General features: G+C 73.8%; 23 protein-coding genes. 16 read left to right on the top strand and 7 right to left on the bottom strand.

The window, feature by feature from the left end:
- Positions 1–15 precede the first annotated feature (15 nt).
- The 14 genes from PH189_RS00120 (at position 16) to mdlC (ending at position 14774) form a co-directional block, all read left to right on the top strand.
- Positions 16–990 (top strand): MBL fold metallo-hydrolase, encoded by a 975-nt coding sequence (locus PH189_RS00120; RefSeq protein ID WP_274186706.1) that lies wholly within the window; start codon positions 16–18, stop codon positions 988–990.
- 20 nt (positions 991–1010) lie between these two features.
- A complete protein-coding gene (locus PH189_RS00115) occupies positions 1011–2144 on the top strand; it encodes a cobalamin-independent methionine synthase II family protein (protein WP_274186705.1) in 1134 nt (377 codons plus the stop codon).
- A gap of 299 nt (positions 2145–2443) precedes the next feature.
- On the top strand, positions 2444–2935 hold the full coding sequence (locus tag PH189_RS00110) for a MarR family transcriptional regulator (protein ID WP_274186704.1): 492 nt from the start codon (positions 2444–2446) through the stop codon (positions 2933–2935).
- 116 nt (positions 2936–3051) lie between these two features.
- Positions 3052–5067 carry an excinuclease ABC subunit UvrC gene (gene uvrC / locus PH189_RS00105; RefSeq protein WP_274186703.1) on the top strand — a complete coding sequence of 672 codons (2016 nt, stop codon included), beginning with the start codon at positions 3052–3054 and terminating at the stop codon, positions 5065–5067.
- Positions 5064–5963: an RNase adapter RapZ gene (rapZ, locus tag PH189_RS00100; RefSeq protein WP_274186702.1), complete on the top strand. Its 900-nt coding sequence runs from the start codon at positions 5064–5066 to the stop codon at positions 5961–5963. The genes uvrC and rapZ overlap by 4 nt, the downstream gene beginning before the upstream one ends.
- Positions 5960–7039, top strand: coding sequence for a gluconeogenesis factor YvcK family protein (locus tag PH189_RS00095; protein ID WP_274186701.1), 1080 nt, complete (start codon positions 5960–5962; stop codon positions 7037–7039). The genes rapZ and PH189_RS00095 overlap by 4 nt, the downstream gene beginning before the upstream one ends.
- Positions 7030–8019: a DNA-binding protein WhiA gene (gene whiA, locus PH189_RS00090; protein ID WP_274186700.1), complete on the top strand. Its 990-nt coding sequence runs from the start codon at positions 7030–7032 to the stop codon at positions 8017–8019. Before PH189_RS00095 ends, whiA begins: the two co-directional genes overlap by 10 nt.
- A gap of 116 nt (positions 8020–8135) precedes the next feature.
- Complete coding sequence (gene gap, locus PH189_RS00085; RefSeq protein WP_274186699.1) at positions 8136–9152, top strand: type I glyceraldehyde-3-phosphate dehydrogenase; 1017 nt, start codon at positions 8136–8138, stop codon at positions 9150–9152.
- Positions 9152–10357: a phosphoglycerate kinase gene (locus PH189_RS00080; RefSeq protein WP_274186698.1), complete on the top strand. Its 1206-nt coding sequence runs from the start codon at positions 9152–9154 to the stop codon at positions 10355–10357. Before gap ends, PH189_RS00080 begins: the two co-directional genes overlap by 1 nt.
- Positions 10357–11142 (top strand): triose-phosphate isomerase, encoded by a 786-nt coding sequence (gene tpiA / locus PH189_RS00075; RefSeq protein ID WP_274186697.1) that lies wholly within the window; start codon positions 10357–10359, stop codon positions 11140–11142. Before PH189_RS00080 ends, tpiA begins: the two co-directional genes overlap by 1 nt.
- 141 nt (positions 11143–11283) lie before the next feature.
- Positions 11284–11520, top strand: coding sequence for a preprotein translocase subunit SecG (secG, locus tag PH189_RS00070; protein WP_274186696.1), 237 nt, complete (start codon positions 11284–11286; stop codon positions 11518–11520).
- A gap of 55 nt (positions 11521–11575) precedes the next feature.
- Positions 11576–11920 carry an RNA polymerase-binding protein RbpA gene (locus tag PH189_RS00065; RefSeq protein WP_274186695.1) on the top strand — a complete coding sequence of 115 codons (345 nt, stop codon included), beginning with the start codon at positions 11576–11578 and terminating at the stop codon, positions 11918–11920.
- A 14-nt stretch (positions 11921–11934) separates the two neighbouring features.
- Positions 11935–13209 carry a TrpB-like pyridoxal phosphate-dependent enzyme gene (locus PH189_RS00060; protein WP_274186694.1) on the top strand — a complete coding sequence of 425 codons (1275 nt, stop codon included), beginning with the start codon at positions 11935–11937 and terminating at the stop codon, positions 13207–13209.
- Positions 13206–14774, top strand: coding sequence for a benzoylformate decarboxylase (gene mdlC, locus PH189_RS00055; RefSeq protein WP_274186693.1), 1569 nt, complete (start codon positions 13206–13208; stop codon positions 14772–14774). The genes PH189_RS00060 and mdlC overlap by 4 nt, the downstream gene beginning before the upstream one ends.
- A gap of 1 nt (position 14775) precedes the next feature.
- Here mdlC and PH189_RS00050 read toward each other — a convergent pair whose 3' ends face one another.
- Positions 14776–15234, bottom strand: coding sequence for a universal stress protein (locus tag PH189_RS00050; protein ID WP_274186692.1), 459 nt, complete (start codon positions 15232–15234; stop codon positions 14776–14778).
- Between the two features lie 59 nt (positions 15235–15293).
- The gene (locus PH189_RS00045; RefSeq protein WP_274186691.1) at positions 15294–15785 is read right to left on the bottom strand and encodes an Lrp/AsnC family transcriptional regulator; all 492 of its coding nucleotides are present in this window, start codon (positions 15783–15785) and stop codon (positions 15294–15296) included.
- 94 nt (positions 15786–15879) lie between these two features.
- On the opposite strand from PH189_RS00045, the gene PH189_RS00040 reads away from it, so the two are divergent.
- Positions 15880–16140: a hypothetical protein gene (locus PH189_RS00040; RefSeq protein ID WP_274186690.1), complete on the top strand. Its 261-nt coding sequence runs from the start codon at positions 15880–15882 to the stop codon at positions 16138–16140.
- Here PH189_RS00040 and yczR read toward each other — a convergent pair.
- Positions 16124–17656: a MocR-like transcription factor YczR gene (gene yczR, locus PH189_RS00035; protein WP_274186689.1), complete on the bottom strand. Its 1533-nt coding sequence runs from the start codon at positions 17654–17656 to the stop codon at positions 16124–16126. The genes PH189_RS00040 and yczR overlap by 17 nt on opposite strands.
- 135 nt (positions 17657–17791) lie before the next feature.
- On the opposite strand from yczR, the gene PH189_RS00030 reads away from it, so the two are divergent.
- Positions 17792–18058, top strand: coding sequence for a hypothetical protein (locus tag PH189_RS00030; protein WP_274186688.1), 267 nt, complete (start codon positions 17792–17794; stop codon positions 18056–18058).
- Positions 18059–18084: 26 nt separating this feature from the next.
- Here PH189_RS00030 and pgl read toward each other — a convergent pair whose 3' ends face one another.
- From pgl to PH189_RS00010, 4 genes are read right to left on the bottom strand one after another with little or no spacing between them, the layout of a single operon-like run.
- Positions 18085–18849 carry a 6-phosphogluconolactonase gene (gene pgl, locus PH189_RS00025; RefSeq protein ID WP_274186687.1) on the bottom strand — a complete coding sequence of 255 codons (765 nt, stop codon included), beginning with the start codon at positions 18847–18849 and terminating at the stop codon, positions 18085–18087.
- Positions 18846–19814 carry a glucose-6-phosphate dehydrogenase assembly protein OpcA gene (locus PH189_RS00020; protein ID WP_274186686.1) on the bottom strand — a complete coding sequence of 323 codons (969 nt, stop codon included), beginning with the start codon at positions 19812–19814 and terminating at the stop codon, positions 18846–18848. The genes pgl and PH189_RS00020 overlap by 4 nt, the downstream gene beginning before the upstream one ends.
- A 28-nt stretch (positions 19815–19842) precedes the next feature.
- A complete protein-coding gene (gene zwf, locus PH189_RS00015) occupies positions 19843–21402 on the bottom strand; it encodes a glucose-6-phosphate dehydrogenase (RefSeq protein ID WP_274186685.1) in 1560 nt (519 codons plus the stop codon).
- Positions 21399–23081, bottom strand: a complete 1683-nt coding sequence (locus PH189_RS00010; RefSeq protein WP_274186684.1) for a glucose-6-phosphate isomerase — start codon at positions 23079–23081, stop codon at positions 21399–21401. The genes zwf and PH189_RS00010 overlap by 4 nt, the downstream gene beginning before the upstream one ends.
- Positions 23082–23217: the final 136 nt, after the last annotated feature.

Here is a 23217-nt window from a genome sequence, read left to right as displayed (position 1 = left end):
CGAGAGGACCGCCCCGTGAGCACCCAGGACTACCGCAGAGGACTCCACGACCTCGGCCACGGCTGCCACGCCTGGCTGCAGCCCGACGGCAGCTGGGGCTGGAGCAACTCCGGCCTGATCACGGGGTCCGGCACCTCGCTGATGGTCGACACGCTGTTCGACCTCCCGCTGACCCGGGAGATGCTCGACGGGATCCGGCCGGTCACCGACGCCCACCCGCTCGCGACGCTGGTGAACACCCACTCGGATCCCGACCACGTCAACGGCAACGAGCTCGTCGCCTCGCGGGACGTCGAGATCCTCGCCTCCGCCGCGGCCGCCGAGCTGATGACGCAGGAGGCCCTGGACACCGTCGCGAAGGTCAAGCATCTGGACGGCGCGCTCGGCGAGTTCGCCCGGCACATCTTCGGGCCCTTCGAGCTCGAGGGCATCACCGCCACCGGGCCGGACCGGACGTTCACCGGCGAGGAGAGCGTCGACGTCGGCGGCCGCGAGGTGCGGCTGATCCAGGTCGGACCCGCGCACACCCCGGGCGACGCGCTCGTTCACGTCCCGGACGCCCGGCTGCTCTACGCCGGCGACATCCTGTTCGTCGGCGGCACCCCGATCGCATGGGCGGGCCCGATCGACCGCTGGATCGCCGCGCTGGACCTCATCCTCGACCTCGAGGTGGACACGATCGTCCCCGGCCACGGTCCGGTCAGCGGGAAGTCCGAGGTCTCGGTGATGCGGGAGTATCTGGTCTCGGTGGAGGCTCAGGCGCGCCGACGGTTCGAGGACGGCCTGGACGTGGACGACGCGATCGCGTCGATCGAGCTCGGGAAGTTCGCCGACCTCCCCGAGCACGGCCGCCTCGCGCAGAACGTGCTCAACGTCTACCAGCAGCTCGACCCGAGGATCCCGCGCCCGGACCGGCTCACGGTGCTCACCAAGATCGCCGCGCTCGAGGGCTTCAGCCCGGACACCTTCACGCAGGCCTCGACCCCCTGACCCGAGAGAGGAACCACGCGATGACCGTGCGGACCACCCATGTCGGCAGCCTGCCCCGGCCCGAGGCCCTGACCCGGCTGATGTACCTGCACCAGGAGGGCAAGGGCGAGGCCTCCGAGCTCGAGGCCGCGATCACCGACGCCGTCCACGACGTCGTGGCGATGCAGCACGGCGCGGGGATCGACGTCGTCTCCGACGGCGAGATGGGCAAGCCCGGCTTCGTCAACTACGTCCGCGAGCGCCTCGACGGCTTCGGGGGGCAGGCACCGCCGTGGAGCATCGACGACCTCGAGGCGACGCCCGAGCTGGCCATCGCGCAGTACGGCGGGGAGGCCGGCGCGCACATCATGCCGGCGAACTGCGAGGGGCCGGTGAGCTACGTCGGCGCCGCCGCCGTGCAGCGCGACATCGACACCCTGCGCCTCGCGCTGGACAAGACCGGGCACACGGCCGACGGGGGCGCCTTCATTCCGGCCGCGTCGCCAGGCTGCATCGCGACCGGGAGCCCGAACCTGCACTACCCCGACTACGGCAGCTACCTCGACGCGCTCGCCGACGCCATGGCGCAGGAGTACCGCGCGATCGTCGACGCGGGCCTGATCCTCCAGCTCGACTGCCCGGACATCCCGATGGCCGCGCACACCGAGTTCTGGTGCCGCGACGAGGTCCGGCGCCGGGGGCTCGTCGAGTTCGCCGAGCGCCACATGGCCGCCATCGAGCGCGCGCTCGCGGGGATCGACGGCTCGCGGGTGCGCCTGCACATGTGCTGGGGCAACTACGAGGGCCCGCACCACCTCGACGCCCCGCTCGCGGAGCTGCTCCCGCCCGTGCTCGCCGGGCGGCCCACGATGATCTCGTACGAGGCGGCCAACCCCCGCCACGAGCACGAGTGGGAGGTGCTCTCCTCGCTCGGCATCCCCGACGACAAGGTGCTGCTGCCCGGCGTCGTCGACACCCTCAACAACATCGTCGAGCACCCCCGCCTCATCGCCCAGCGCCTCGAGCGCGTGGCCGGCGTCGTCGGCACCGACCGCGTCATCGCGAGCACCGACTGCGGTTTCGGCACCTTCGTCGGCTTCGGCCGCGTCGGCGCGCAGGTGGCGGAGATGAAGCTGCAGGCGATGGCCGAGGGCGCGGCGCTCGTCCGCGCCTGACCCGCGGGTCGGCGTCGACCTCGCCCGCGACGCTTCGGTTTCCGAAGCTTCGTGCGAACCCGTGTCGGTCGTCCTCGCTCGTGAGTCGAAAGACGCCGCTCCGGCCCGCACGGAGGTCCCGCGGACGCTTCGATTTTCGAATCGTCGTCAGAAGGATCGAGCCGGTCCCTCCGTCCCGGGGGGACTCGCGGCACGTACCCCGGCGACGCTTCGATCTCCGAAGGAACGACTTCCACGAACCGACCCCCGCCTGACGGCCCTCCCTCGTAGCGTCGGCCGTCGGAGCGGGGAGGGACCGGGTGGACGATCGGACGTGGGTGGCGACGGCCCTGGTCGACGACCTCGCGGTCGCCCTGCGGCGCCACCACCACGAGATGGCGAGGCGCCTGGGTCTCCGCGAGGTCGAGCTGGCGTGTCTGCAGATCGTCGACCGGCCACGGGGGATGCCGATGACGGCGCTCGCCGAGAGGCTCGGTCTCAGCCCGGGGGCGGCGACGGCGGTCGTCGACGGGCTCGAGGAGGCGGGCCGGGTGGCGCGGTGGCGCGACCCCGACAACCGTCGCAAGGTCGTGGTGGGCCACCTCGTCGCGCCGAGGGACCACCTGTCGTGGCAGGCGCTGCTCGACGACGTGCAGGCTCGGCAGGCGCCGTTCTCGGACGCGGAGCTTCTCGTGGTGGCGCGGTGGGTCGCGGCGATGGGCAACGAGCTGCACCGACGCGCCGGCGACCTGACCGACGCGCGGGCGGGGCGCGAGGGGCTCGAGCGGCGGAGGCGTGAAGGTCCGCAGTGAGGCGGTCACGGCGCGGCGCCGCACCGACACGCCGCGACACACCGTGCGACACGCCGATTCCACCCATCTGGGTGCACGCCGAAGCTCCGGACGGACGCGCCTACGCTGGTGCCATCATGGCCGACCCGCAGACGTACCGACCCGCCACCGGGACCATCCCGGAGGCGCCCGGCGTGTACCGGTTCTCGGACGAGAACGGGCGTGTCATCTACGTCGGCAAGGCCAAGAACCTGCGCAGCCGGCTCAACTCGTACTTCGCCGACGTCGCGGGGCTGCACCCCCGGACACGACGGATGGTCACCACCGCCGCGGCCGTCCAGTGGACGGTGGTGCACACCGAGGTCGAGGCCCTCCAGCTCGAGTACAACTGGATCAAGGAGTACGACCCGCGGTTCAACGTCCGCTACCGGGACGACAAGACCTACCCGGTGCTGGCGGTGACGCTGAACGAGGAGTACCCGCAGCTCCGGGTCTACCGGGGGCCCCGCAAGAAGGGCGTGCGGTACTTCGGCCCGTACGCCCACGCGTGGGCGATCCGCGAGACGGTGAAGCTCCTGACGCGGGTCTTCCCGGCGCGGGTGTGCTCGAGCGGGGTGTTCAAGCGCCACGGCCAGATCGGACGCCCGTGCATGCTCGGCTACATCGACAAGTGCTCGGCGCCGTGCGTCGGGCGCGTCGACGCCGAGGAGCACCGGCAGATCGTCCTCGACTTCTGCGACTTCCTCGCCGGCCACACCGACCAGCTGATCGGCCGCATCGAGAAGGACATGCAGGTCGCCGCGGCCGACATGGACTTCGAGAAGGCCGCGCGCCTGCGTGACGACGCCGGGGCGCTGAAGCGGGTCGTCGAGAAGCAGGCGGTGGTGCTCGGCGACGGCACCGACGCCGACGTCGTCGCCTTCGCCACCGACGAGCTTGAGGCCGCGGTCCAGGTCTTCCACGTCCGCGGCGGGCGGGTCCGGGGCCAGCGAGGCTGGGTGGTCGAGACCGAGGCGGACAGCGACCTCGAGAGCCTGGTCGGGCAGTTCCTCGCGCAGTTCTACGGCGAGCAGGCCGCCCTCGCGGGCTCCGCGGACGACGCCGTGCAGCCGGTGCCGCGCGAGGTCCTCGTCCCGGCGATGCCCGCCGACGCGCAGGCCCTGACCCAGTGGCTCTCCGACCTGCGCGGCTCGCGGGTGTCGCTGCGCGTCGCCCAGCGCGGCGACAAGCGCACCCTCGCCGAGACCGTCGAGCGCAACGCCCGCGAGGAGCTGACCCGGCACAAGCTCCGCCGCGCCGGCGACCTCACGGCCCGCAGCGCGGCGCTGGAGGAGCTCCAGGAGCAGCTCGGGCTCGACACCGCGCCGCTGCGCATCGAGTGCACCGACGTCTCGCACGTGCAGGGCTCCGACGTCGTCGCGAGCCTGGTGGTCTTCGAGGACGGGCTGGCGAAGAAGGCCGACTACCGGCGCTACTCGATCCGCGGCGGCGCGGAGGGCGGCGACGTCGCGGCGATCGCCGAGGTCGTCCGGCGCCGGTTCTCCCGGTACCTCCGGGAGACCGCCGAGGAGGCCCCCGACCACACCGACACGGCCTGCTCCGGCGAGACCAGCGACGGCGCGCCGATGTCCGGGGAGATCGCGCCCGACCAGCTCGACGGCCCCTTGCCGGGTATCGACCCCACGACGGGCCGCCCGCGGAAGTTCGCGTACCCGCCGAACCTGCTGGTGGTCGACGGCGGCGCCCCGCAGGTCGCCGCGGCCGCCGAGGTCCTTGGCGACCTCGGCGTCACCGACGTCGCCGTGGTCGGGCTGGCCAAGCGCCTCGAGGAGGTCTGGCTGCCCGGCGAGGAGGACCCGGCGATCCTGCCCCGCCAGAGCGAGGCGCTCTACCTGCTCCAGCGCGTGCGCGACGAGGCGCACCGCTTCGCCATCACCTACCACCGCCAGAAGCGCTCGTCGCGGATGACGGCGTCCGCGCTGGACGGGGTGCCCGGGCTCGGCGAGGCCCGGCGTACGGCGGTGCTCAAGCACTTCGGGTCGGTCAAGAAACTGCGGGCCGCGTCGGTCGAGGACGTCATGGAGGTGCCCGGCGTCGGCCGTCGCACCGCCGAGGCCATCCTGTCGGCGCTGACGGACGGGGGAACGACATGACCGGGCGCTCGGAGGGACCCGTGCGCACCGGCGGGATCGAGGTCGCGATCGTCTCCGGCCTGTCCGGGGCGGGCCGCAGCACCGCGGCCAAGGTGCTCGAGGACCTCGGCTGGTTTGTCGTCGACAACCTCCCGCCGGAGCTGATCGAGACGATGGTGGACCTGGGAACCCGCTCGTCGGGGCAGGTCACGCGCATCGCCGTGGTGATGGACGTGCGCAGCCGCGCGTTCACCGCCGACCTCGGCGCGGTGATCAAGGAGCTGGACGCCCGCGGCGACCGGCCCCGGGTGCTGTTCCTCGACGCGTCGGACGCCGTGCTGATCCGCCGGTTCGAGGCGAACCGCCGCTCGCACCCCCTGCAGGGCGACGGGCGCCTCTCCGACGGCATCGCCGCGGAGCGCGAGCTGCTCTCGCCGCTGCACGACCTCGCCGACCTCGTCGTCGACACCTCGAACCGCTCGGTGCACCAGCTGCGCGCGGCGATCGAGAGCGCGTTCGGCGACCACGCCGCGGACGTCGGGCACAGCGTCACGGTCGTGTCGTTCGGCTACAAGCACGGGCTGCCGCCGGACGCCGACCTCGTCGTCGACATGCGCTTCCTGCCCAACCCGCACTGGATCCCCGAGCTGCGCGAGCACGACGGGCGCGAGGCCGAGGTCCGCGACTACGTGCTCTCGCAGGAGGGCGCCGAGGAGTTCCTCGACCGCTACCTGGAGCTGCTGCGCCTCGTCGGCGCGGGCTACCGGCGCGAGGGCAAGCGCTACCTGACCGTCGCCGTGGGCTGCACCGGCGGCAAGCACCGCAGCGTCGCGGTGGCCGAGGAGCTCGCGAGGCGGATGGCCGGCCAGGACGGCGTGCGGGTCACGGTGTCGCACCGCGACGTGGGGCGCGAGTGAAGGCCGTCGCCCTCGGAGGGGGCCACGGGCTGCACGCGACGCTCTCGGCGCTGCGCCGGCTGACCGACGACATCACGGCCGTCGTGGTGGTCGCCGACGACGGCGGCTCGTCCGGGCGGATCCGGCGCGAGCTGGACATCCTGCCGCTGGGCGACCTGCGCATGGCGCTCGGTGCGCTGGCCGGTCAGGAGAACCCGGGCCCCGAGAACACGCTGTGGCAGCGGGTCTTCGAGCACCGCTACGGCGGGCACGGGGCGCTCGCGGGCCACGCCGTCGGCAACCTGCTGCTCGCCGGCCTGCTGGAGGTCCTCGACGACCCGGTGGCCGCCCTCGACCAGGCGTGCCGCCTGCTCGGGGTGTCGGGGCGGGTGCTGCCGATGAGCACGCAACCGGTCGACATCGAGGCCGACGTCACCGGCATCTTCGGCCCCGAGGGCGGCGACCAGGGGCGCGACGTCGCCCACCGGATCCGCGGGCAGGTCGCCGTCGCCACCACGCCCGGGCGGGTGCAGCACGTGCGGCTCGACCCGCGCCGGCCGCGGGCGTGCCCGGAGGCGTGCGACGCCCTGCGCTCCGCGGACGTCATCACCCTGGGGCCGGGGTCGTGGTTCTCGAGCGTCCTGCCCCACCTGCTCGTCCCCGAGCTGCTCAACGCCCTGGTCGAGAGCGAGGCCCGCAAGGTCCTCGTCCTCAACCTCGCCCCGCAGCCGGGAGAGACCGCCGGGTTCTCGCCCGAGCAGCACCTCGAGGTGCTCGCCGCGCACGCGCCGCGCCTGCGCCTGGACGTCGTGGTGGCCGACACCGACGCCGTCCCGGCGCCCGACCTGCTGCGCCGCGGGGCCGAGGCCTTCGGCGCGGACACGCTCCTGACCTCCGTCGGCGCGCCCGACGGCAGTCCCCGGCACCACCCCGAGGCGCTGGCCGAGGCACTCGCCGACGCCGCCCACCACCGGGTCGATCATCGCGACCCCCTGGGCCCGGCCCGGACCGGCGGGACGAACGGCAGCCATGCCGCCGTCGCGCCCGGTGCCGACCCCGCCCGCCCCCACCAGGAGGAGGACCGAAGGTGGCCATGACCGCAGCGGTCAAGGACGAACTCAGCAGGCTCGCGGTGACCAAGACGTGCTGCCGGCGCGCCGAGGTGGCCGCCCTGCTGCGCTTCGGCGGCGGGCTGCACATCGTCGCCGGTCGCGTCGTCGTCGAGGCGGAGCTCGACACCGGCTCCGCCGCCCGCCGCCTGCGCGGGGAGATCCACGACCTCTACGGGCACAGCCCCGAGGTCCACGTGCTCTCGCAGGGCGGGCTGCGCAAGGGCACCCGCTACGTCGTGCGCGTCGCCGCCGACGGAGACTCCCTGGCCCGCCAGACCGGGCTCCTCGACCCGCGCGGGCGCCCCGTGCGTGGGCTCCCGCCCCCGGTCGTCTCCGGGGGCGTCTGCGACGCCGAGGCCGCGTGGCGTGGGGCGTTCCTCGCCCACGGGTCGCTCACCGAGCCCGGTCGCTCGTCGGCCCTGGAGATCACCTGCCCGGGCATGGAGGCCGCGATGGCGCTGGTCGGCGCCGCCCGCCGGCTGGGCGTGGTCGCCAAGGCCCGCGAGGTCCGGGGCGCGGACCGCGTCGTGGTCCGCGACGGCGACGCCATCGGCGCGCTGCTGACCCGTCTCGGCGCCCACACCTCGGTGCTGGCGTGGGAGGAGCGCCGGATGCGCCGCGAGGTGCGCGCGACCGCGAACCGGCTGGCGAACTTCGACGACGCCAACCTGCGGCGCTCGGTGAAGGCGGCCGTCACGGCGACGGCGCGCGTCAACCGGGCGCTGGAGCTGCTCGGCGACGAGGTGCCCGACCACCTGGTGCAGGCCGGCCGCCTGCGGGTGGAGCACGAGCAGGCCTCGCTGGAGGAGCTCGGCCAGCTCGCGGAGCCGCCGATGACCAAGGACGCGGTGGCCGGGCGCATCCGGCGTCTGCTGGCCATGGCCGACAAGAAGGCCAAGGACATGCGCGTGCCCGACACGTCCTCGGTGGTCACCGAGGAGATGGCGGAGCTGGCGGACCACTGACGGCGCACGTGACGTCGTCCGCGCGGGCCGGACAGCGGGTCCGCGTTCGTTAGGGTGGCACCCCCACGGGGAACCGGACGGGAACGGCCGACTCACGAGAGGTAGGGCGAGGCGCAGTGACGATCCGCATCGGGATCAACGGGTTCGGTCGCATCGGGCGGAACGTGTTCCGTGCCCTGGAGAAGCAGCGTGCGGCGGGCACCGCCGACATCGAGGTGCTGGCGGTCAACGACATCACCGACAACAAGACGCTGGCGCACCTGCTGCGCTACGACTCGGTGCACGGCCGCTTCGACGGCACCGTCGAGTACTCCGACGACGCGCTGATCGTCAACGGCACCGAGGTGAAGGCCTACGCCGAGAAGGACCCGGCCGCACTGCCGTGGGGCGACCTCGGCGTCGACGTCGTCATCGAGTCCTCCGGGATCTTCACCGACGCCGACTCGGCCGGGAAGCACCTCAAGGCCGGCGCCAAGAAGGTCGTCATCTCCGCGCCCGCGAAGGGCGAGGACCTGACCGTCGTCATGGGCATCAACGACTCGTCCTACGACGGCAGCCAGAACATCCTGTCCAACGCCTCGTGCACCACGAACTGCGTCGCGCCGATGCTCAAGGTGCTCAACGACAAGTTCGGTGTCGAGACCGGCTTCATGTCGACGATCCATGCCTACACCGGCGACCAGCGCGTGCACGACGCGCCGCACAAGGACCTGCGCCGGGCCCGCGCCGCCGCCGTGAACATCATCCCGACCACCAGCGGCGCGGCCGAGGCCACGGCGCTGGCGCTGCCCGAGCTCGAGGGCAAGGTCACCGGCATGGCCTACCGCGTGCCGGTCAGCGACGGCTCGGTCACCGACCTGACGGCCACGCTGACCAGCGACGTCACCGTCGAGGCGATCAACGCCGCGTTCAAGGAGGCGGCCGAGGGCGAGCTCTCCGGCGTCCTCGTCTACACCGAGGACCCGATCGTCTCCACCGACATCGTCGGCGAGGCCGCCTCGTGCACCTTCGACGCCGGCATGACCAAGGTGCTCGGCAACCGCAGCGTCAAGATCGTCGGCTGGTACGACAACGAGTGGGGCTACTCCAACCGCGTCGTCGACCTGACCACGCTCGTGGGTTCCCAGCTCTGATGCGGACAGTCGACGACCTGATCGCCGACGGGGTGCAGGACCGGTTCGTCCTGCTGCGCGCGGACTTCAACGTGCCCCTGGACGGCTACACCATCACCGACGACGGCCGCATCCGCGCGGCGCTCCCGACCATCACCAGGCTCGCCGCGGCCGGGGCCAAGGTCCTGGTCATGGCCCACCTCGGCCGGCCGAAGGGCGGCGAGCCGCCCGGCCGCGACCCGGTGGCCTCGCTCTCGCCGGTCGCGGGCCGCCTGGGCCAGCTGCTCGACCAGCGGGTGTCGCTGGCACAGGACGTGGTGGGTCTGTCCGCCCGTGGGGTGGCCGAGGGGCTGCGCTCCGGGGGCGTGGCGATGCTCGCGAACGTGCGCTGCGACCCCCGCGAGACGGGCACCGAGGGCGAGCGCGACCAGCTCGCGACGGAGCTCGCCGAGCTCGTGCCGAACGGGGCGTTCGTCTCCGACGGCTTCGGCGTCGTGCACCGCGAGCAGGCCTCGGTGGTCGAGATCGCGCGCAGGCTCCCGGCCTACGGCGGCGACCTCGTCGCCCGCGAGACCGAGGTGCTGCGCCGGCTGACCGGCGACCCGGCCCGGCCGTACGCGGTGATCCTCGGCGGCTCGAAGGTCTCCGACAAGCTCGCGGTGCTGACCAACCTGTTGCCGAAGGTCGACACGCTGCTGGTGGGCGGGGCGATGTGCTTCACCTTCCTCGCGGCCGAGGGCAAGGACGTGGGCGACTCCAAGCTCGAGTCCGACCAGCTCGACACCTGCCGGGAGCTGCTCGCGCAGTACCCCGACACGCTCGTGCTGCCGGTCGACGTCGTCGTCGCGGACGCCTTCGCGGCCGACGCGAACACCCGTACGGTGCCGGTGTCGGAGATCCCCCACGGCTGGATGGGCCTCGACGTCGGGAGCGAGACGGTGCGCCTGTTCGGCGAGAAGCTCGCCGACGCCGCCACGGTGTTCTGGAACGGCCCGATGGGCGTGTTCGAGATGGCGCCGTTCGCGGCGGGCACCACCGGCGTCGCCGAGGCCGTCGCGGACTCGCCGGCGTTCAGCGTCATCGGGGGCGGCGACTCCGCCTCCGCCATCCGTGCCGCGGGCCTCGACGAGGAGCGCTTCGGCCACATCTCCACCGGGGGTGGCGCGTCGCTGGAGTTCCTCGAGGGCCACGTCCTGCCCGGTATCGCCGTCCTCGAGGAGAGCTGATGGCCCGCAAGCCCCTGATCGCGGGCAACTGGAAGATGAACCTCAACCACCTCGAGGCGATCGGGGTGACCCAGAAGCTCGCGTTCGCGCTCCCGGGCAAGTACTACGACGTCGTCGACGTGGCGGTGCTCCCGCCGTTCACCGACCTGCGCAGCGTGCAGACCCTCGTCGACGCCGACTCGATGCCGATCACCTACGGCGGCCAGGATCTCTCGCCCGAGGACTCCGGCGCGTTCACCGGTGACGTCTCGGGCGCGATGCTGGCGAAGCTCGGCTGCACGTGGGTGGTCGTCGGGCACTCCGAGCGACGCACGATCCACGGCGAGGACGACGCGCTCGTCAACCGCAAGGTCCGCGCGGCCCTGCGGCACGGCCTGACCCCGATCCTGTGCCTGGGGGAGGGCGAGGAGGTCCGCGACGCGGGCACCCACGTGCCGCACTGCACCGGTCAGCTCGACGCGGCGCTGGACGGCCTCACGGCCGCCGACGTCGCGAAGATCGTGCTGGCCTACGAGCCGGTCTGGGCCATCGGCACCGGCAAGAGCGCCGGCGTGTCGGACGCCCAGGAGGTGTGCCACGCCCTGCGCGAGCGGATCCGCGAGGTGCACGGCGCGACCGTCGCGGACGGCGTCCGGATCCTCTACGGCGGTTCGGTGAAGTCGAACAACGTCGCCGAGCTCGTGAAGTCCGACGACGTCGACGGCGCCCTCGTCGGCGGCGCGAGCCTCGACCCCGAGGGCTTCGCGGAGCTCTGCGCCCTCGCCGCGGGCGGGCCCCTGCCCTGAGCGTTCCGCCGCAGGGTCATGACGGAGTCGTCACGAAGGCGGGGTATCGTCCTCGCTAGGCACCGATCCCGCACGTCGGGGACGGTCAGAGCCCCGTCCGGCCCCGGACGGGGTCGGCACCCGGAGGTCACGGACACCGACATGCGACTGTTCCTCGACATCCTGCTCATCGCGTCCAGCCTGCTGCTGGTGCTGCTGGTGCTGCTGCACCGTGGGCGCGGAGGCGGGCTGTCGTCGCTGTTCGGCGGCGGGGTGCAGTCCAGCCTCGCCGGGTCGAGCGTCGTGGAGAAGAACCTCGACCGCCTCACCCTCTTCGTGGGTGCCATCTGGCTGATCTCCATCGTCGGTACGGGGCTGCTCGTCAAGATCGAAGGCTGACGGGCGGCCCTGGTCATTCGGCCGGGCCGCCCCTGGACGCGGAGGTACTCCGGCGATGGCGACTGGCAACGCGATCCGAGGCACCCGGGTGGGCTCGGGTCCGATGGGGGAGTCCGAGCGCGGGGAGAGCGCGGCGCGCACCGTGATCTCCTTCTGGTGCTCGAACGGGCACGAGACCCGCCCGTCGTTCGCGGTCGACGCGGAGATCCCCTCGAGCTGGGACTGCCCGCGCTGCGGCCTGCCGGCCAACACCGACGAGAAGAACCCCCCGCCCGCGAAGCGCACGGAGCCCTACAAGACGCACCTCGCCTACGTGAAGGAGCGCCGCTCCGACGCCGACGGCGAGGCCCTTCTCGACGAGGCGCTGGCCAAGCTCCGCGCGCGACGCGGCGAGAGCTGAGAGCATCCGGGGCCATGGTGGCCCCGGCTCTCGACACACGGTTCGCGCTCGCACAGTCCGAGCTCCCCACGGCGTGGTTCAACGTCGCACCGCATCTCGCGACACCCCTGGATCCCCCGCTCCATCCGGCGACGCGTGAGCCGGTCGGGCCGGACGACCTGGCTCCGCTGTTCGCCCAGGAGCTGATCGGCCAGGAGATGTCGGCCGACCCGTGGATCGACATCCCCGGCGAGGTCCTCGACGTCCTGCGCCTGTGGAGGCCGACGCCGCTCGTGCGCGCCCGTCGGCTCGAGGCCGCGCTGGGCACGCCGGCGCGGATCTACTTCAAGGACGAGTCCGTGTCGCCCGCGGGCTCGCACAAGCCGAACTCGGCGGTGCCGCAGGCGTTCTACAACGCCCGCGAGGGCATCGCACGCCTGGCCACCGAGACGGGCGCCGGCCAGTGGGGCACGGCGCTGGCCTTCGCGTGCGCGCAGTACGACCTCGAGTGCGCGGTCTACATGGTGCGCCGCAGCTTCGAGCAGAAGCCCTACCGCAAGGTGATCATGGAGACGTGGGGCGGCAGCGTCGTCCCGTCGCCGATCGACGACCCGTCGCACCCCGGCTCGCTCGGCGCGGCGATCTCCGACGCCGTGCGCGACGCCGTCGGCCGCGACGACACCCACTACGCGCTGGGCTCCGTGCTCAACCACGTCCTGCTGCACCAGACGATCATCGGCCTCGAGGCGCAGCAGCAGCTGGCGAACGCGGGGGAGACCCGCCCGGACGTCGTCATCGCCCCGTGCGGCGGCGGCTCCAACCTCGGCGGAGTCGCCCTGCCGTTCCTGCCCGACCCGTCGGTGCGCCTGCTCGCCGCCGAGCCCGCGTCGTGCCCGACGCTGACGAAGGGCACCTACTCCTACGACTTCGGTGACACCGCGGGCCTGACGCCGCTGATGAACATGTACACGCTCGGCCACGACTTCGTGCCGCCCGGCATCCACGCCGGCGGGCTGCGCTACCACGGCGACTCGCCGATCATCTCCAAGCTGGTGCACGAGGGCCGGATGGAGGCGGTGGCGCACAAGCAGCGCGCGGTGTTCGAGGCCAACGTCCTGTTCGCGCGCGTCGAGGGCAAGATCCCGGCGCCGGAGGCGGGACACGGCATCGCGTCGGTGATCCAGGAGGCCGCGGACGCGACCGCGAAGAACGAGGAGCGGGTGATCCTCTTCAACTACTGCGGCCACGGGCTGCTCGACCTCGCCGCGTACCAGGAGTACCTCGCGGGCGACCTCGTCGACGAGCCGTGACCACGGTCCGGGAGGCCTCACTCGCGGTCCTGCGCGAGCACGGCATCACGACGATCTTCGGGAACCCGGGCTCCACGGAGCTGCCGATGTTCCGGGACTTCCCGGACGACTTCCGCTACGCCCTCGCGCTGCAGGAGTCGGTGGCGGTCGCCATGGCCGACGGGTTCGCGCAGGCCACCGGCCGTCCGGGTCTGGTGAACCTGCACTCGGCGGCCGGGGTGGGCCACGGCCTGGGGAACGTCTTCACCGCCTTCCGCAACCGCACGCCCCTGGTGGTCGTCGCGGGCCAGCAGGCACGGTCGCTGCTGGTGGGGGAGCCGTTCCTGTTCGCCGAGCGCCCGGCCGAGTTCGGCGAGCCCTACGTCAAGTTCTCGCGCGAGCCGGCCCGCGCCGCCGACGTCCCCGCCACCCTGGCCCGCGCGATCCACGTGGCGTCCACGCCGCCGTGCGGGCCGGTGCTCGTGTCGGTGCCGGTCGACGACTGGGACCGGCCCGCCGGCGACGTGTCCGCCCACCGCGTCGTCGGCTCGGTGGCGGGCGACCCCGACGCGCTCGCCCACGTCGCGGACCGTCTGGCCGCCGCGAGCGCGCCCGCGTTCGTCGTCGGGGGCGAGGTGGACCGCGACGGTGCCTTCGACGACGTCGTCGCCCTCGCCGAGCGGCACGCCGCGCGGGTCTACGTCGCCCCGATGTCGCCGCGCTGCGGGTTCCCCGAGCGCCACCGGCTCTTCGGCGGCTTCCTCCCGGCCGCGCACGACGGCATCCGGGGGGCGCTGCGCGAGCACGACCTCGTGCTGGTGCTCGGTGCCCCGGTGTTCCCGTTCCACACCGAGGGGGCGGTGGAGGGCGACACCGCGGTGCCCGAGGGCACGACGCTGGTCCAGCTCACCGACGACCCGGCGCACGCGGCCTGGACGCCGGTGGGCACCTCGATCGTCACCGGCGTGCGCCACGGGGTGCATGCCCTGCTCGCGGGGCCGCCGCCACCGCAGCGCCCGTTCCCGGCGCCACGACCGGCCGTCGCGCGGGTGGAGGCCGAGGACGAGGGCATCACCGAGGAGCTGCTGCTCCAGACCCTCGCCGACCTGCGACCGGTCGACTCCGTGGTCGTCGAGGAGGCTCCGGCGACCCGCGGGCCGATGCACGACCACCTGCCCTTCGACCGCCCGGCGAGCTTCTTCACCTGCGCCAGCGGCGGGCTCGGGCACGGCCTGCCCGCCGCGGTGGGGATGGCGATGGGACGTCCCCAGCGGGTCGTGGCGCTCGTCGGGGACGGCTCGGCGATGTACGGGATCCAGGCGCTGTGGTCGGCCGCTCAGCAGAGCGTCCCGCTCACCGTCGTCGTGGTGCACAACGCCCGCTACCGCGCCCTCGACCAGTTCGCCGAGCACTTCGGGATCAGCAAGCCGGTGGGCACCGCGCTCCCGGGGCTCGACTTCGTCGCCCTCGCGGCCGGCCAGGGCGTCCCGGGCGTGCGCGTCGAGCGTCCCGACGAGCTGGCGCCCGCCCTCACCGAGGCCCTGCGCTCGACGGGCCCGGTCGTGGTGGACGTGATCGTGCGCTGATTCAGTCGCGGACGACCACCACGGTGCACTCGGCGTGGATGACGGCGCTGAGGCCGACCGAGCCGATGACGCGGCTGGCGAGCCCGCCACGGCCCCGGTGGCCCACGACGAGCACCGCCGCGCCGCGGGAGTGGTGGATCAGGACGGTCGACGCCGGCCCCATGGCGATGTCGGCCTCGACCACGGGCGGCGCGGGGGCGCCCCGGGCGGCGCGGGCCGCCGACACCTCGTCGACGATCGCCCGCACGTCGCGCGCCGCCGCGTCGTGCAGAATACGGGCGTCGGGGATGATGCCCTCCGCGCTCGACCAGACGTCCGGGCCCGCGTAGGCCATGATCGCCCGCACCGGGACGCCGCGACGCGCAGCCTCGTCCATGCCGTACTCGAGGGCGGCGCGCGACCCGTCGCTGCCGTCGACGCCGACGACGACGGCGCCCGTGGCGGAACCCGGCTCGGACATCTCGTGCTCCTCACGACGACCAGCAGGATCTCCGATCATGCTCCCGCGGGCGCGCCGTGTCAGGCCACGGTCAGCATGTTCCGCGGCTCGACCGGGGTGGACTTGATGACCGAGGTGACGGTGGAGGCGTGCTCCTGCCAGCCTTCGAGGACGCGGTCGAGGTCGGCGACGTCGCGCACCTGTACGCGCATGAGCAGGCAGTCCTCACCGGTGATCTTGTGGCACTCGACGACCTCGGGCTGCCGGTCCGCGATCTGCTCGGCGATCTTCCCGTGCCCCAGGGCGGGCCGGACCCGGACCCACGCGGCGATGGGGTAGCCGAGCGCCGCCGGGTCGACGTCGAGCCGGTACCCGCGGATCACCCCGAGGCGCTCGAGGCGCTGCACCCGCTCGGTGACCGCGGGAGCCGACATCCCGACGCGGCGTCCGAGCGCCGACATGCTCAGACGGGGGTCGTCGGCGAGCTCCGTGAGGATGCGCCGGTTGGTCTCGTCGAGCACCTTGTCGTTCTCCAGGCGCGGGCCCGTCCGAACTTCCGAACTCGTCGTCATCTGGCCACTATCCCCGTGAGAACGCCATGGAGTCCAGCGCCCCCGCCTTCGAGAATGGTTGCTGTTCGGCAGAGCGGCGAAGGGGATGGCGGAGATGGTCACGTTCTGGGGAGTACTTCTGGTGCTGGGGTTCCTCGCGGTGGCGCGCTACGGCGCGGACACGCGCAGCGAGGCCGATCCGACCGGGCGCGACCCCGCCTGGCCCGTGACCCGCCGGCCGCACACGGTGCGGGGCGACGCGGTCCTGCTGGGCGAGCTGGCGCTCCGGATCGCGGCGCACCGTCGGCTGTGGGAGGCCTACGACCGCAGCCTGCGGCCGTGGGAGCAGGACCGTGAGGTCACACGACGGTCGTGAGCGACGGGGCGGCGCCGACCCCCAGCGAGTCCCATGCCCGGGTGAGCCGCGCGACGGCGTCGTCGAGCGCGTCGGTGGAGAGGGTGTAGGGCAGGCGCAGGTACTGCTCGAACGCGCCGCCGGTGGCGAAGCGGGGGCCGGCGGCGAGCAGGACGCCGTGACGTGAGGCTGCGTCGACGAGGGCGCTGGAGCGGGGCGCGCCGAGGTCGACCCAGAGGCTGAAGCCCCCGGACGGCTTCGGGGCCCGCCACTCCGGCACGGCCCGCGCGAGCGCCGCCCGCAGGTGGTCACGCCGGTGGGCCAGCACCCGACGCCCGTCCGCGACGAGGTCGTCGAGCTTCTCGAGCAGCCCGACGGCCACGAGCTGCTCGAGCACCGGGGTCGAGATGTCGTCCGACGCCCGCACCGCCGCGACCCGCTGGAGCAGGGTCCGTGGGGCGCGCAGCCAGCCGATGCGCAGGCCGCCCCACACGGTCTTCGACAGCGACCCCGTGGTGATCACCGGGGTGGCGCCGCCGGTGGACCAGGCGCCCAGCGGCGGCGGGCCGGGGGCGTCGATCCACATCTCGCGCAGGCAGTCGTCGACCACGAGGGGGACGCCGTGCCGCGCCGCGGCGGCCACGACGGCGGCCCGGGTCTCGGCGTCCATCACGGCGCCGGTGGGGTTCTGATGGTCGGGCACGAGGTAGCCGACGGCCGGTGTGGCGGCCCGCAGCGCCGCCGCGACCGCCTCGACGTCCCAGCCGTGGACGCCGTCCTGCTCCACCATCGCCACCGGCACCGCGCGCGCCGAGACGTGGCGGGCGAGGTCGATGGCGCCGGGGTAGGTGGGTTGCTCCATGAGCACGCGGTCGCCGGGGCGCACGAGCGCGCGGGCGACGAGGGCGTGGGCGTGCTGGGCGCCCGCGGTCACCATGACCTCGTCGGCGGAGGTGCGCAGTCCCTGGGCGCTCAGGCGCGCCGCGATCGCCTCGCGGAGCACCGGGAGGCCGAGCACGTCGTAACCGGTGCTCGCGAGGTGCACGGGCAGCTCGGTCAGCGCGCGGGCGGCGGCCTCGCTCACGGCCTCCATGGGCGCCCAGGGCGCGGCGTGGGCGAGGTCGATGACGTCGCGACCGGGGGACCACCCGCTCACCGGCCCCATCGGCGCGAACGGCGTGTACGCGGCGGCCGGGGTCGGTGTGACCCCGCCGAACGCCGCCGGGACGACGCCGCCCGAGCCGGCCGGTGTCGCGCTCGGGAGGGCCGTCCAGGTGCCCGAGCCCCGGCGGCGCACCAGGTAGCCGTCATCGCGTAGCTGCTCGTAGGCGGCGGCCACCGTCCCTCGCCCGATGGCCAGGGCCGCGGCGAGCTCGCGCTCGCTGGGCACCCGCGTCCCGGCGGCGAGCCGCCCGTCGGTGAGCAGGGACGACACACGGGTCACCAGCGCGGCCTGCGCGCTCGCGCCCGTGCCGCCGTCGTCACGCCATCCGGTGAGCAGGCGGGCGAGGCTCCCGGCGCCGAGTTGGGCGTCCATGCCAGCAGTCTGCCACTTCTGCCACTATCACTGCCACTTGGCGTGAAGTGGCCGTGGCATCACCTGCCACCGGGGGCCACTGTGGAGGACGTCCAGCCACATGCGATTCCCTGCGATACCACCAAGGAGCTCCCGATGGCCCTCACGGTCACCCTGCTCGGCGTCCTCGTCGTCGCCGGGCTCCTGCTCGCGCGCTACGGCGCCGACTCCCGCATGTCCGGCGACCCGACCGGTCGCGACGCCGCCTGGCCCACCGGCCCGGTCCGCGAGCACACGCCGCGCGAGGACCTCGGCCTCGCCCGGGCGTGGTTCGCCCAGCTCCGCTGCTGGGAGCTCTTCGAGCGCTCGCTGCGCCCCTGGGAGACGCCGGTAGCGCCGCGGACCGGGACGTCGTCCGCGTAGACGCCGCGAACCGGCGGTTCGCTGTCCTACGTCAGGTCGCCGGCCGCCGCCTCGTCGAGGAGCCAGAGGGTCCGCTCGGTGCCGCGGAGGCCGGCGATCGGGACGTCGGTCTCGGCGGCGCCGGCGTGGGCGCGGGCGATGACCTCGGCCTTGCCCTCGCCGGTGGCCACCAGCCACACCTCGCGAGCGTGGCGGGCCGCCGCCAGCGTCAGCGAGACGCGGGTCGGCGGCGGCTTCGGGCAGTCGCGGACGGCGACCACCCCGGCCGCCGTCGCGTGCACCGCGGGCGAGTCCGGGAAGACCGACAGCACGTGGCCCTCCGGGCCGCAGCCGGCGAGCAGCACGTCGAAGGCCGGGATCGCGTCACCACCGAGGCGCGCCGCCGCCGACGAGAGCGTCTTGGCGTAGACGTCGGCGGCGAGGTCCGGGTCGCCGCCACCGGCCTCCTCGGGCGCGTCGGAGGGCGGCATCGGGTGCACCCGCGCCGGGTCGAGCGGCAGCGCGTCGAGCAGGGCCTCGCGGGCCTGGGCGTCGTTGCGCTCGGCGTCGCCGGCGGGGACGAAGCGCTCGTCGCCCCAGAACACCTCGACCGCACCCCAGTCCACGGTGTCGCGGCGGGGGGAGGACGCGACCTCGCGCAGCATCGCGATCCCGACCCCGCCACCGGTGAGCACCACCGACGCGGCGCCCCGAGCCGCCTGCGCCGCGGCGAGCGCGGTGATCAGGCGGTCGGCGGCGTCGGACGCCGTCGTGTCGGTGTCGGGATGGACGACGACCTCGGGGCTGCTCATGCGTCCGCCTTCGCCGCGGTGGGGGAGCCCTTGGACCGGCCGCGAGCCGTGGGCATCGCCTCGATCGCCTCGGCGTAGATGTCATCGGGGTCGAGCCGGCGCAGCTCCTCGGCCAGGCACTCGCGGGTGGTGCGCCGGGAGAGGGCGACGCGACGGTCGGGCTGCCCGGGCTGGGAGAGCATCGCGCTCTTCGCGTCCAGGCGGACCAGCTCGACCGACCCGCTCGCACGCTCGAGGCGCACCATCGCGATCTGCCCGCCCTGGCCGCCCGGCACGTCCCGGGTGGTGCGCGAGACGGGGCAGCCGAGGCGGGACGCCAGCCATCCGGTGAGCAGGTCGGCGGACGCCGAGTCGGGCGCGCCACCCACCGACGCGCGCGTCACGCGCTCGTGCGGCGGCTGGTCGAGGGCGGCGGTGAGCAGGGCGCGCCAGCTGGTGATGCGGCTCCACGCGAGGTCGGTGTCACCCGGGGCGTAGCGCTGGCGCAGCTTGCCCAGCGCCTTGGACGGCGACTTCGCCGAGCCCACGTCGGTGATGCGACGGCCGGCGACGCTGCCCACCGGGTCCTCGGACGGCGACGTGGGCGCCTCGCCCGGCCACCACGCGACGATCGGGGCGTCGGGCAGCAGCAGCGGGACCACGATCGCCCCGCCCTGGTCGGCGAGCGGGCCGTACATGCGCAGGACGATGACCTCGCTGGCCCCGGCGTCGCCCCCGATGCGGATCTGGGCGTCGAGGCGGGAGGCCGCGCGCCGGATGCCGCGGGCCAGCACGAGCACGCGGCACGGGTGCTCGCGGCTGGCGTCGTTGGCGGCCTGGATGGCGGCCTCGGCCTCGGGGCCGTCCTCGGTGATGATCAGGAGAGTCAGCACCCGCCCGAGGGCGACCGCTCCTGCGCTCTCGCGCAGGTCGACCATCGTCCGGTTGACCGCCGACGTGTCCGTCGACGGCAGGTCCACGATCACGGTTGTCTCCTTCGTCGACGCGCCCGCGTCAGGGACGACGCCACTGCCGGCCGGTGCGGTGGAGCAGCGTGTCGGCCGACGGCGGGCCCCAGGTGCCGGCGTTGTAGCTGTCCGGGGTGCCCTCGCGGTGCCACTTCTCGATCACCGGGTCGAGGATCCGCCAGGACAGCTCGACCTCGGTGTTGGTGGGGAAGAGCGACGGCTCGCCGAGCAGGACGTCGAGCAGCAGGCGCTCGTAGGCCTCGGGGGAGGCCTCGGTGAACGCCGTGCCGTAGCCGAAGTCCATCGTGACGTCGCGGACCTCCATGCCCGAGCCCGGCACCTTCGACCCGAACCGCAGGGTGACGCCCTCGTCCGGCTGAACGCGCACGACCAGCGCGTTCTGGCCGAGCTCCTCGGTCATCGTCTGGTCGAACGGCAGGTGCGGGGCCCGCTCGAACACGATGGCGATCTCGGTGACGCGCCGCCCGAGCCGCTTGCCGGTGCGCAGGTAGAACGGCACCCCGGCCCAGCGGCGGGTGTTCACCTCGCAGGTGATCGCGGCGTAGGTCTCGGTGACCGAGTCGGCCGGGAAGCCGTCCTCCTGCTGCAGTCCCTTGACCTCCACCGACCCCTGCCACCCCGCCGCGTACTGCCCGCGGGCGGTGGTCTCGTCCAGCGGCTCGGCGAGCTTCACCGCCGACAGGACCTTGATCTTCTCCTCGCGCAGGGCGTCGGGGGAGAAGGAGACGGGCTCCTCCATCGCCGTCAGCGCGAGCAGCTGCAGCAGGTGGTTCTGGATGACGTCCCGGGCCGCGCCGATGCCGTCGTAGTAGCCCGCACGACCACCGACGCCGATGTCCTCGGCCATCGTGATCTGCACGTGGTCGACGTGGTGCGCGTTCCAGATCGGCTCGAAGAGCTCGTTGGCGAACCGCAGGGCCAGCAGGTTCTGGACGGTCTCCTTGCCGAGGTAGTGGTCGATGCGGAACACCGCGTCCTCGGGGAAGACGTCGTTGACGATCGCGTTGAGCTCCTGCGCCGAGCGCAGGTCGTGGCCGAACGGCTTCTCGATCACCACGCGGCGCCACACATCGCCCTCGTCATCGGCCAGGCCGGAGCGCGAGAGCTGCTTGCAGACGGTCGGGAAGGCCGACGGCGGGATCGAGAGGTAGAACGCGTGGTTGCCGTTGGTGCCGCGCTGCTCGTCGAGCTCGTGCACGCAGGTGGCGAGGCGGTCGAACGCCTCGTCGTCGTCGAAGGTGCCCTGGACGAACCGCAGCCCCTCCGCCAGGCGGTCCCAGACCTCCTGGCGGAACGGGGTGCGGGAGTGCTCGCGCACGGCGTCGTGGACGACCTCGGCGAAGTCCTCGTCCGCCCAGTCGCGCCGGGCGAACCCGACGAGGGCGAAGCCGGGCGGGAGCAGCCCGCGGTTCGCCAGGTCGTAGATCGCCGGCATGAGCTTCTTGCGGGCGAGGTCGCCGGTGACGCCGAAGAGCACGAGTCCCGACGGCCCGGCGATGCGGGGCAGGCGCTTGTCGCGGGCGTCCCGCAGCGGGTTGATCCAGTCGTCGTGCTCGGGCGTCCCGGTGACCGACCGTCGGGTCACCGACCCACCTCCCGGACCGCGTGGGCGAGCGCCACCAGACCGGCCGCGCGGTCGGCCAGGTGCAGGCGCAGGACGGGCCGTGCGGTGCCGCCGTTCTTGGGCGCCGCGAGTACCCCGGCGTCGCCGATGGCCTGTGCGTGCTCGAGCGTGCCGAACGAGAACGGCTGACCGGGGATCGCCAGGTCGTCGGCGACCGAGCCCGTGATCTGCAGGAACGCGCCGTTCTGGTGCCCGCCCTTGTGGTACTGGCCCGTGGAGTGCAGGAACCGCGGCCCCCACCCGAAGGTGGTCTGCAGGCCGGTCGCCTTCGCGAGCTCGGGGCGCAGGGTCTCGAACGAGGCGTCGTCGAGCCGGTCGAGGTAGGCCTGGATCGCGAGGTAGCCGCGCTCCGGCGTCTGGTCCACCAGCGCCTGGATCGCCTCTGCCAGCGTGCCCGGCGTGCCGAGCCAGCTGCCGTCGCCCGCAGTGCGGACCTCGACCGGACCGTCGGTGAGCACCGGGGTGTCGTCGCCGGAGCCGGTCGACCCGCCGCCGTCGGACGCCGACGCGAGCAGGTCACGGGTGGCCTGCTTGGCCGACTCGACGTCGGGCTGGTCGAACGGGTTGATGCCGAGCAGGCGGCCGGCCAGTGCGACGGCGTGCTCCCAGAGCAGGAACTGCCCGCCGAGGCTGCCGGACACCGCGATCTGCGCGCCCGAGCCCTCCGGCCCGATCGCCACCGCGGTGGCGTCCGGGCCGTGGTCGGCGAAGCCGGGGGCCTCGGGACCCTCCACCACGACGGGGAGCAGGCCGGTCCCCTGCTTGCCGGTGGACTCGGCGATGAGCTGCTCGGCCCAGTTGCCGAACCCGACGAGACCGGAGCCGGTGTCGGCGAGGACGACCTTCTCCGCGCCCGCGCTGTGCGCCGCGGCCATCGCGGCGGCGAGCACGATCGCGGGGTTGTCCGACGCGTCGCGCGCCAGCTCCGGGGCGGCCTGCGCGGCCTCGTCGAGGAGCTCGCCGATGTCCACACCGGCCAGCGCCGAGGGCACCAGGCCGAACGCGGTGAGCGCCGAGTAGCGCCCGCCGACGCCGGGGTCGGCCTCGACGAGCGAGCGGTAGCCCTCCTCGCGGGCGAGGTCGGCGAGCTTCGTGCCGGGGTCGGTGACCACGACCATCCGCGTCGCCGCGTCGATGCCGTTCGCCTCGAAGACCTGCGAGAAGATCCGCCGCTGGCTGTCGGTCTCGACCGTGCCGCCGGACTTCGACGACACGACGAGCACGGTGCGGCTCAGGTCGCCGGCGAGCGCGTCGGAGACCTGGCCCGGGTCGGTGGTGTCGAGCACGACCAGGGGGTGGTCGCCCCCGACCGGCCCGCCCGAGCGCGTCGCGCAGATGACCTCGGGGGCGAGCGACGAGCCGCCCATACCCGCGAGGACGACGCGGTCGACGCCCTCGTCGTGCAGGCCGCGACGCAGGGCCGCGAGCTCGTCGACGAGCGGGCGCGAGCTCTCGTGCAGCGCCACCCAGCTCAGGCGCTTGCTGGCCTCGGGCTCCGCGGCCGGGCCCCAGAGGGTGGGGTCACCGGCCGAGAGCTTCGACGCGGCGCCGTCCCCGACGAGCTTCTCGACCAGCGCGGACGCGGCGTCGGCGAGCGCGCCGTCGGTGATGCGGACCTGCGGTCCCCCCGCGGCGCTCATGCCTGCTCCGGGCTGCGGCGCGTGAGCTGCTCCGAGACCGTGTCGGTGAGCTCGGCCCAGGAGTCCTCGAACTTGGTGACGCCCTCGTCCTCGAGGACCTGGTAGACGTCGTCGACGTCGACGCCCACGTGGGCGA

The sequence above is a fragment of the Actinomycetospora chibensis genome, from assembly GCF_028737215.1.
Lineage (GTDB): Bacteria > Actinomycetota > Actinomycetes > Mycobacteriales > Pseudonocardiaceae > Actinomycetospora > Actinomycetospora chibensis.
This window is presented reverse-complemented; position numbering and strand designations above follow the sequence as displayed.

What these genes read in the sequence shown, in the direction of transcription:
- uvrC (WP_274186703.1), top strand. Translation starts at nt 3,052, where the DNA reads ATGGCCGACCCGCAGACGTACCGACCCGCCACCGGGACCATCCCGGAG.
- rapZ (WP_274186702.1), top strand. Translation starts at nt 5,064, where the DNA reads ATGACCGGGCGCTCGGAGGGACCCGTGCGCACCGGCGGGATCGAGGTC.
- PH189_RS00115 (WP_274186705.1), top strand. Translation starts at nt 1,011, where the DNA reads ATGACCGTGCGGACCACCCATGTCGGCAGCCTGCCCCGGCCCGAGGCC.
- PH189_RS00050 (WP_274186692.1), bottom strand. Translation starts at nt 15,234, where the DNA reads ATGTCCGAGCCGGGTTCCGCCACGGGCGCCGTCGTCGTCGGCGTCGAC.
- tpiA (WP_274186697.1), top strand. Translation starts at nt 10,357, where the DNA reads ATGGCCCGCAAGCCCCTGATCGCGGGCAACTGGAAGATGAACCTCAAC.
- secG (WP_274186696.1), top strand. Translation starts at nt 11,284, where the DNA reads ATGCGACTGTTCCTCGACATCCTGCTCATCGCGTCCAGCCTGCTGCTG.
- PH189_RS00010 (WP_274186684.1), bottom strand. Translation starts at nt 23,081, where the DNA reads ATGAGCGCCGCGGGGGGACCGCAGGTCCGCATCACCGACGGCGCGCTC.
- PH189_RS00040 (WP_274186690.1), top strand. Translation starts at nt 15,880, where the DNA reads ATGGTCACGTTCTGGGGAGTACTTCTGGTGCTGGGGTTCCTCGCGGTG.
- PH189_RS00065 (WP_274186695.1), top strand. Translation starts at nt 11,576, where the DNA reads ATGGCGACTGGCAACGCGATCCGAGGCACCCGGGTGGGCTCGGGTCCG.
- PH189_RS00030 (WP_274186688.1), top strand. Translation starts at nt 17,792, where the DNA reads ATGGCCCTCACGGTCACCCTGCTCGGCGTCCTCGTCGTCGCCGGGCTC.
- PH189_RS00045 (WP_274186691.1), bottom strand. Translation starts at nt 15,785, where the DNA reads ATGACGACGAGTTCGGAAGTTCGGACGGGCCCGCGCCTGGAGAACGAC.
- PH189_RS00080 (WP_274186698.1), top strand. Translation starts at nt 9,152, where the DNA reads ATGCGGACAGTCGACGACCTGATCGCCGACGGGGTGCAGGACCGGTTC.
- PH189_RS00060 (WP_274186694.1), top strand. Translation starts at nt 11,935, where the DNA reads ATGGTGGCCCCGGCTCTCGACACACGGTTCGCGCTCGCACAGTCCGAG.
- pgl (WP_274186687.1), bottom strand. Translation starts at nt 18,849, where the DNA reads ATGAGCAGCCCCGAGGTCGTCGTCCATCCCGACACCGACACGACGGCG.
- yczR (WP_274186689.1), bottom strand. Translation starts at nt 17,656, where the DNA reads ATGGACGCCCAACTCGGCGCCGGGAGCCTCGCCCGCCTGCTCACCGGA.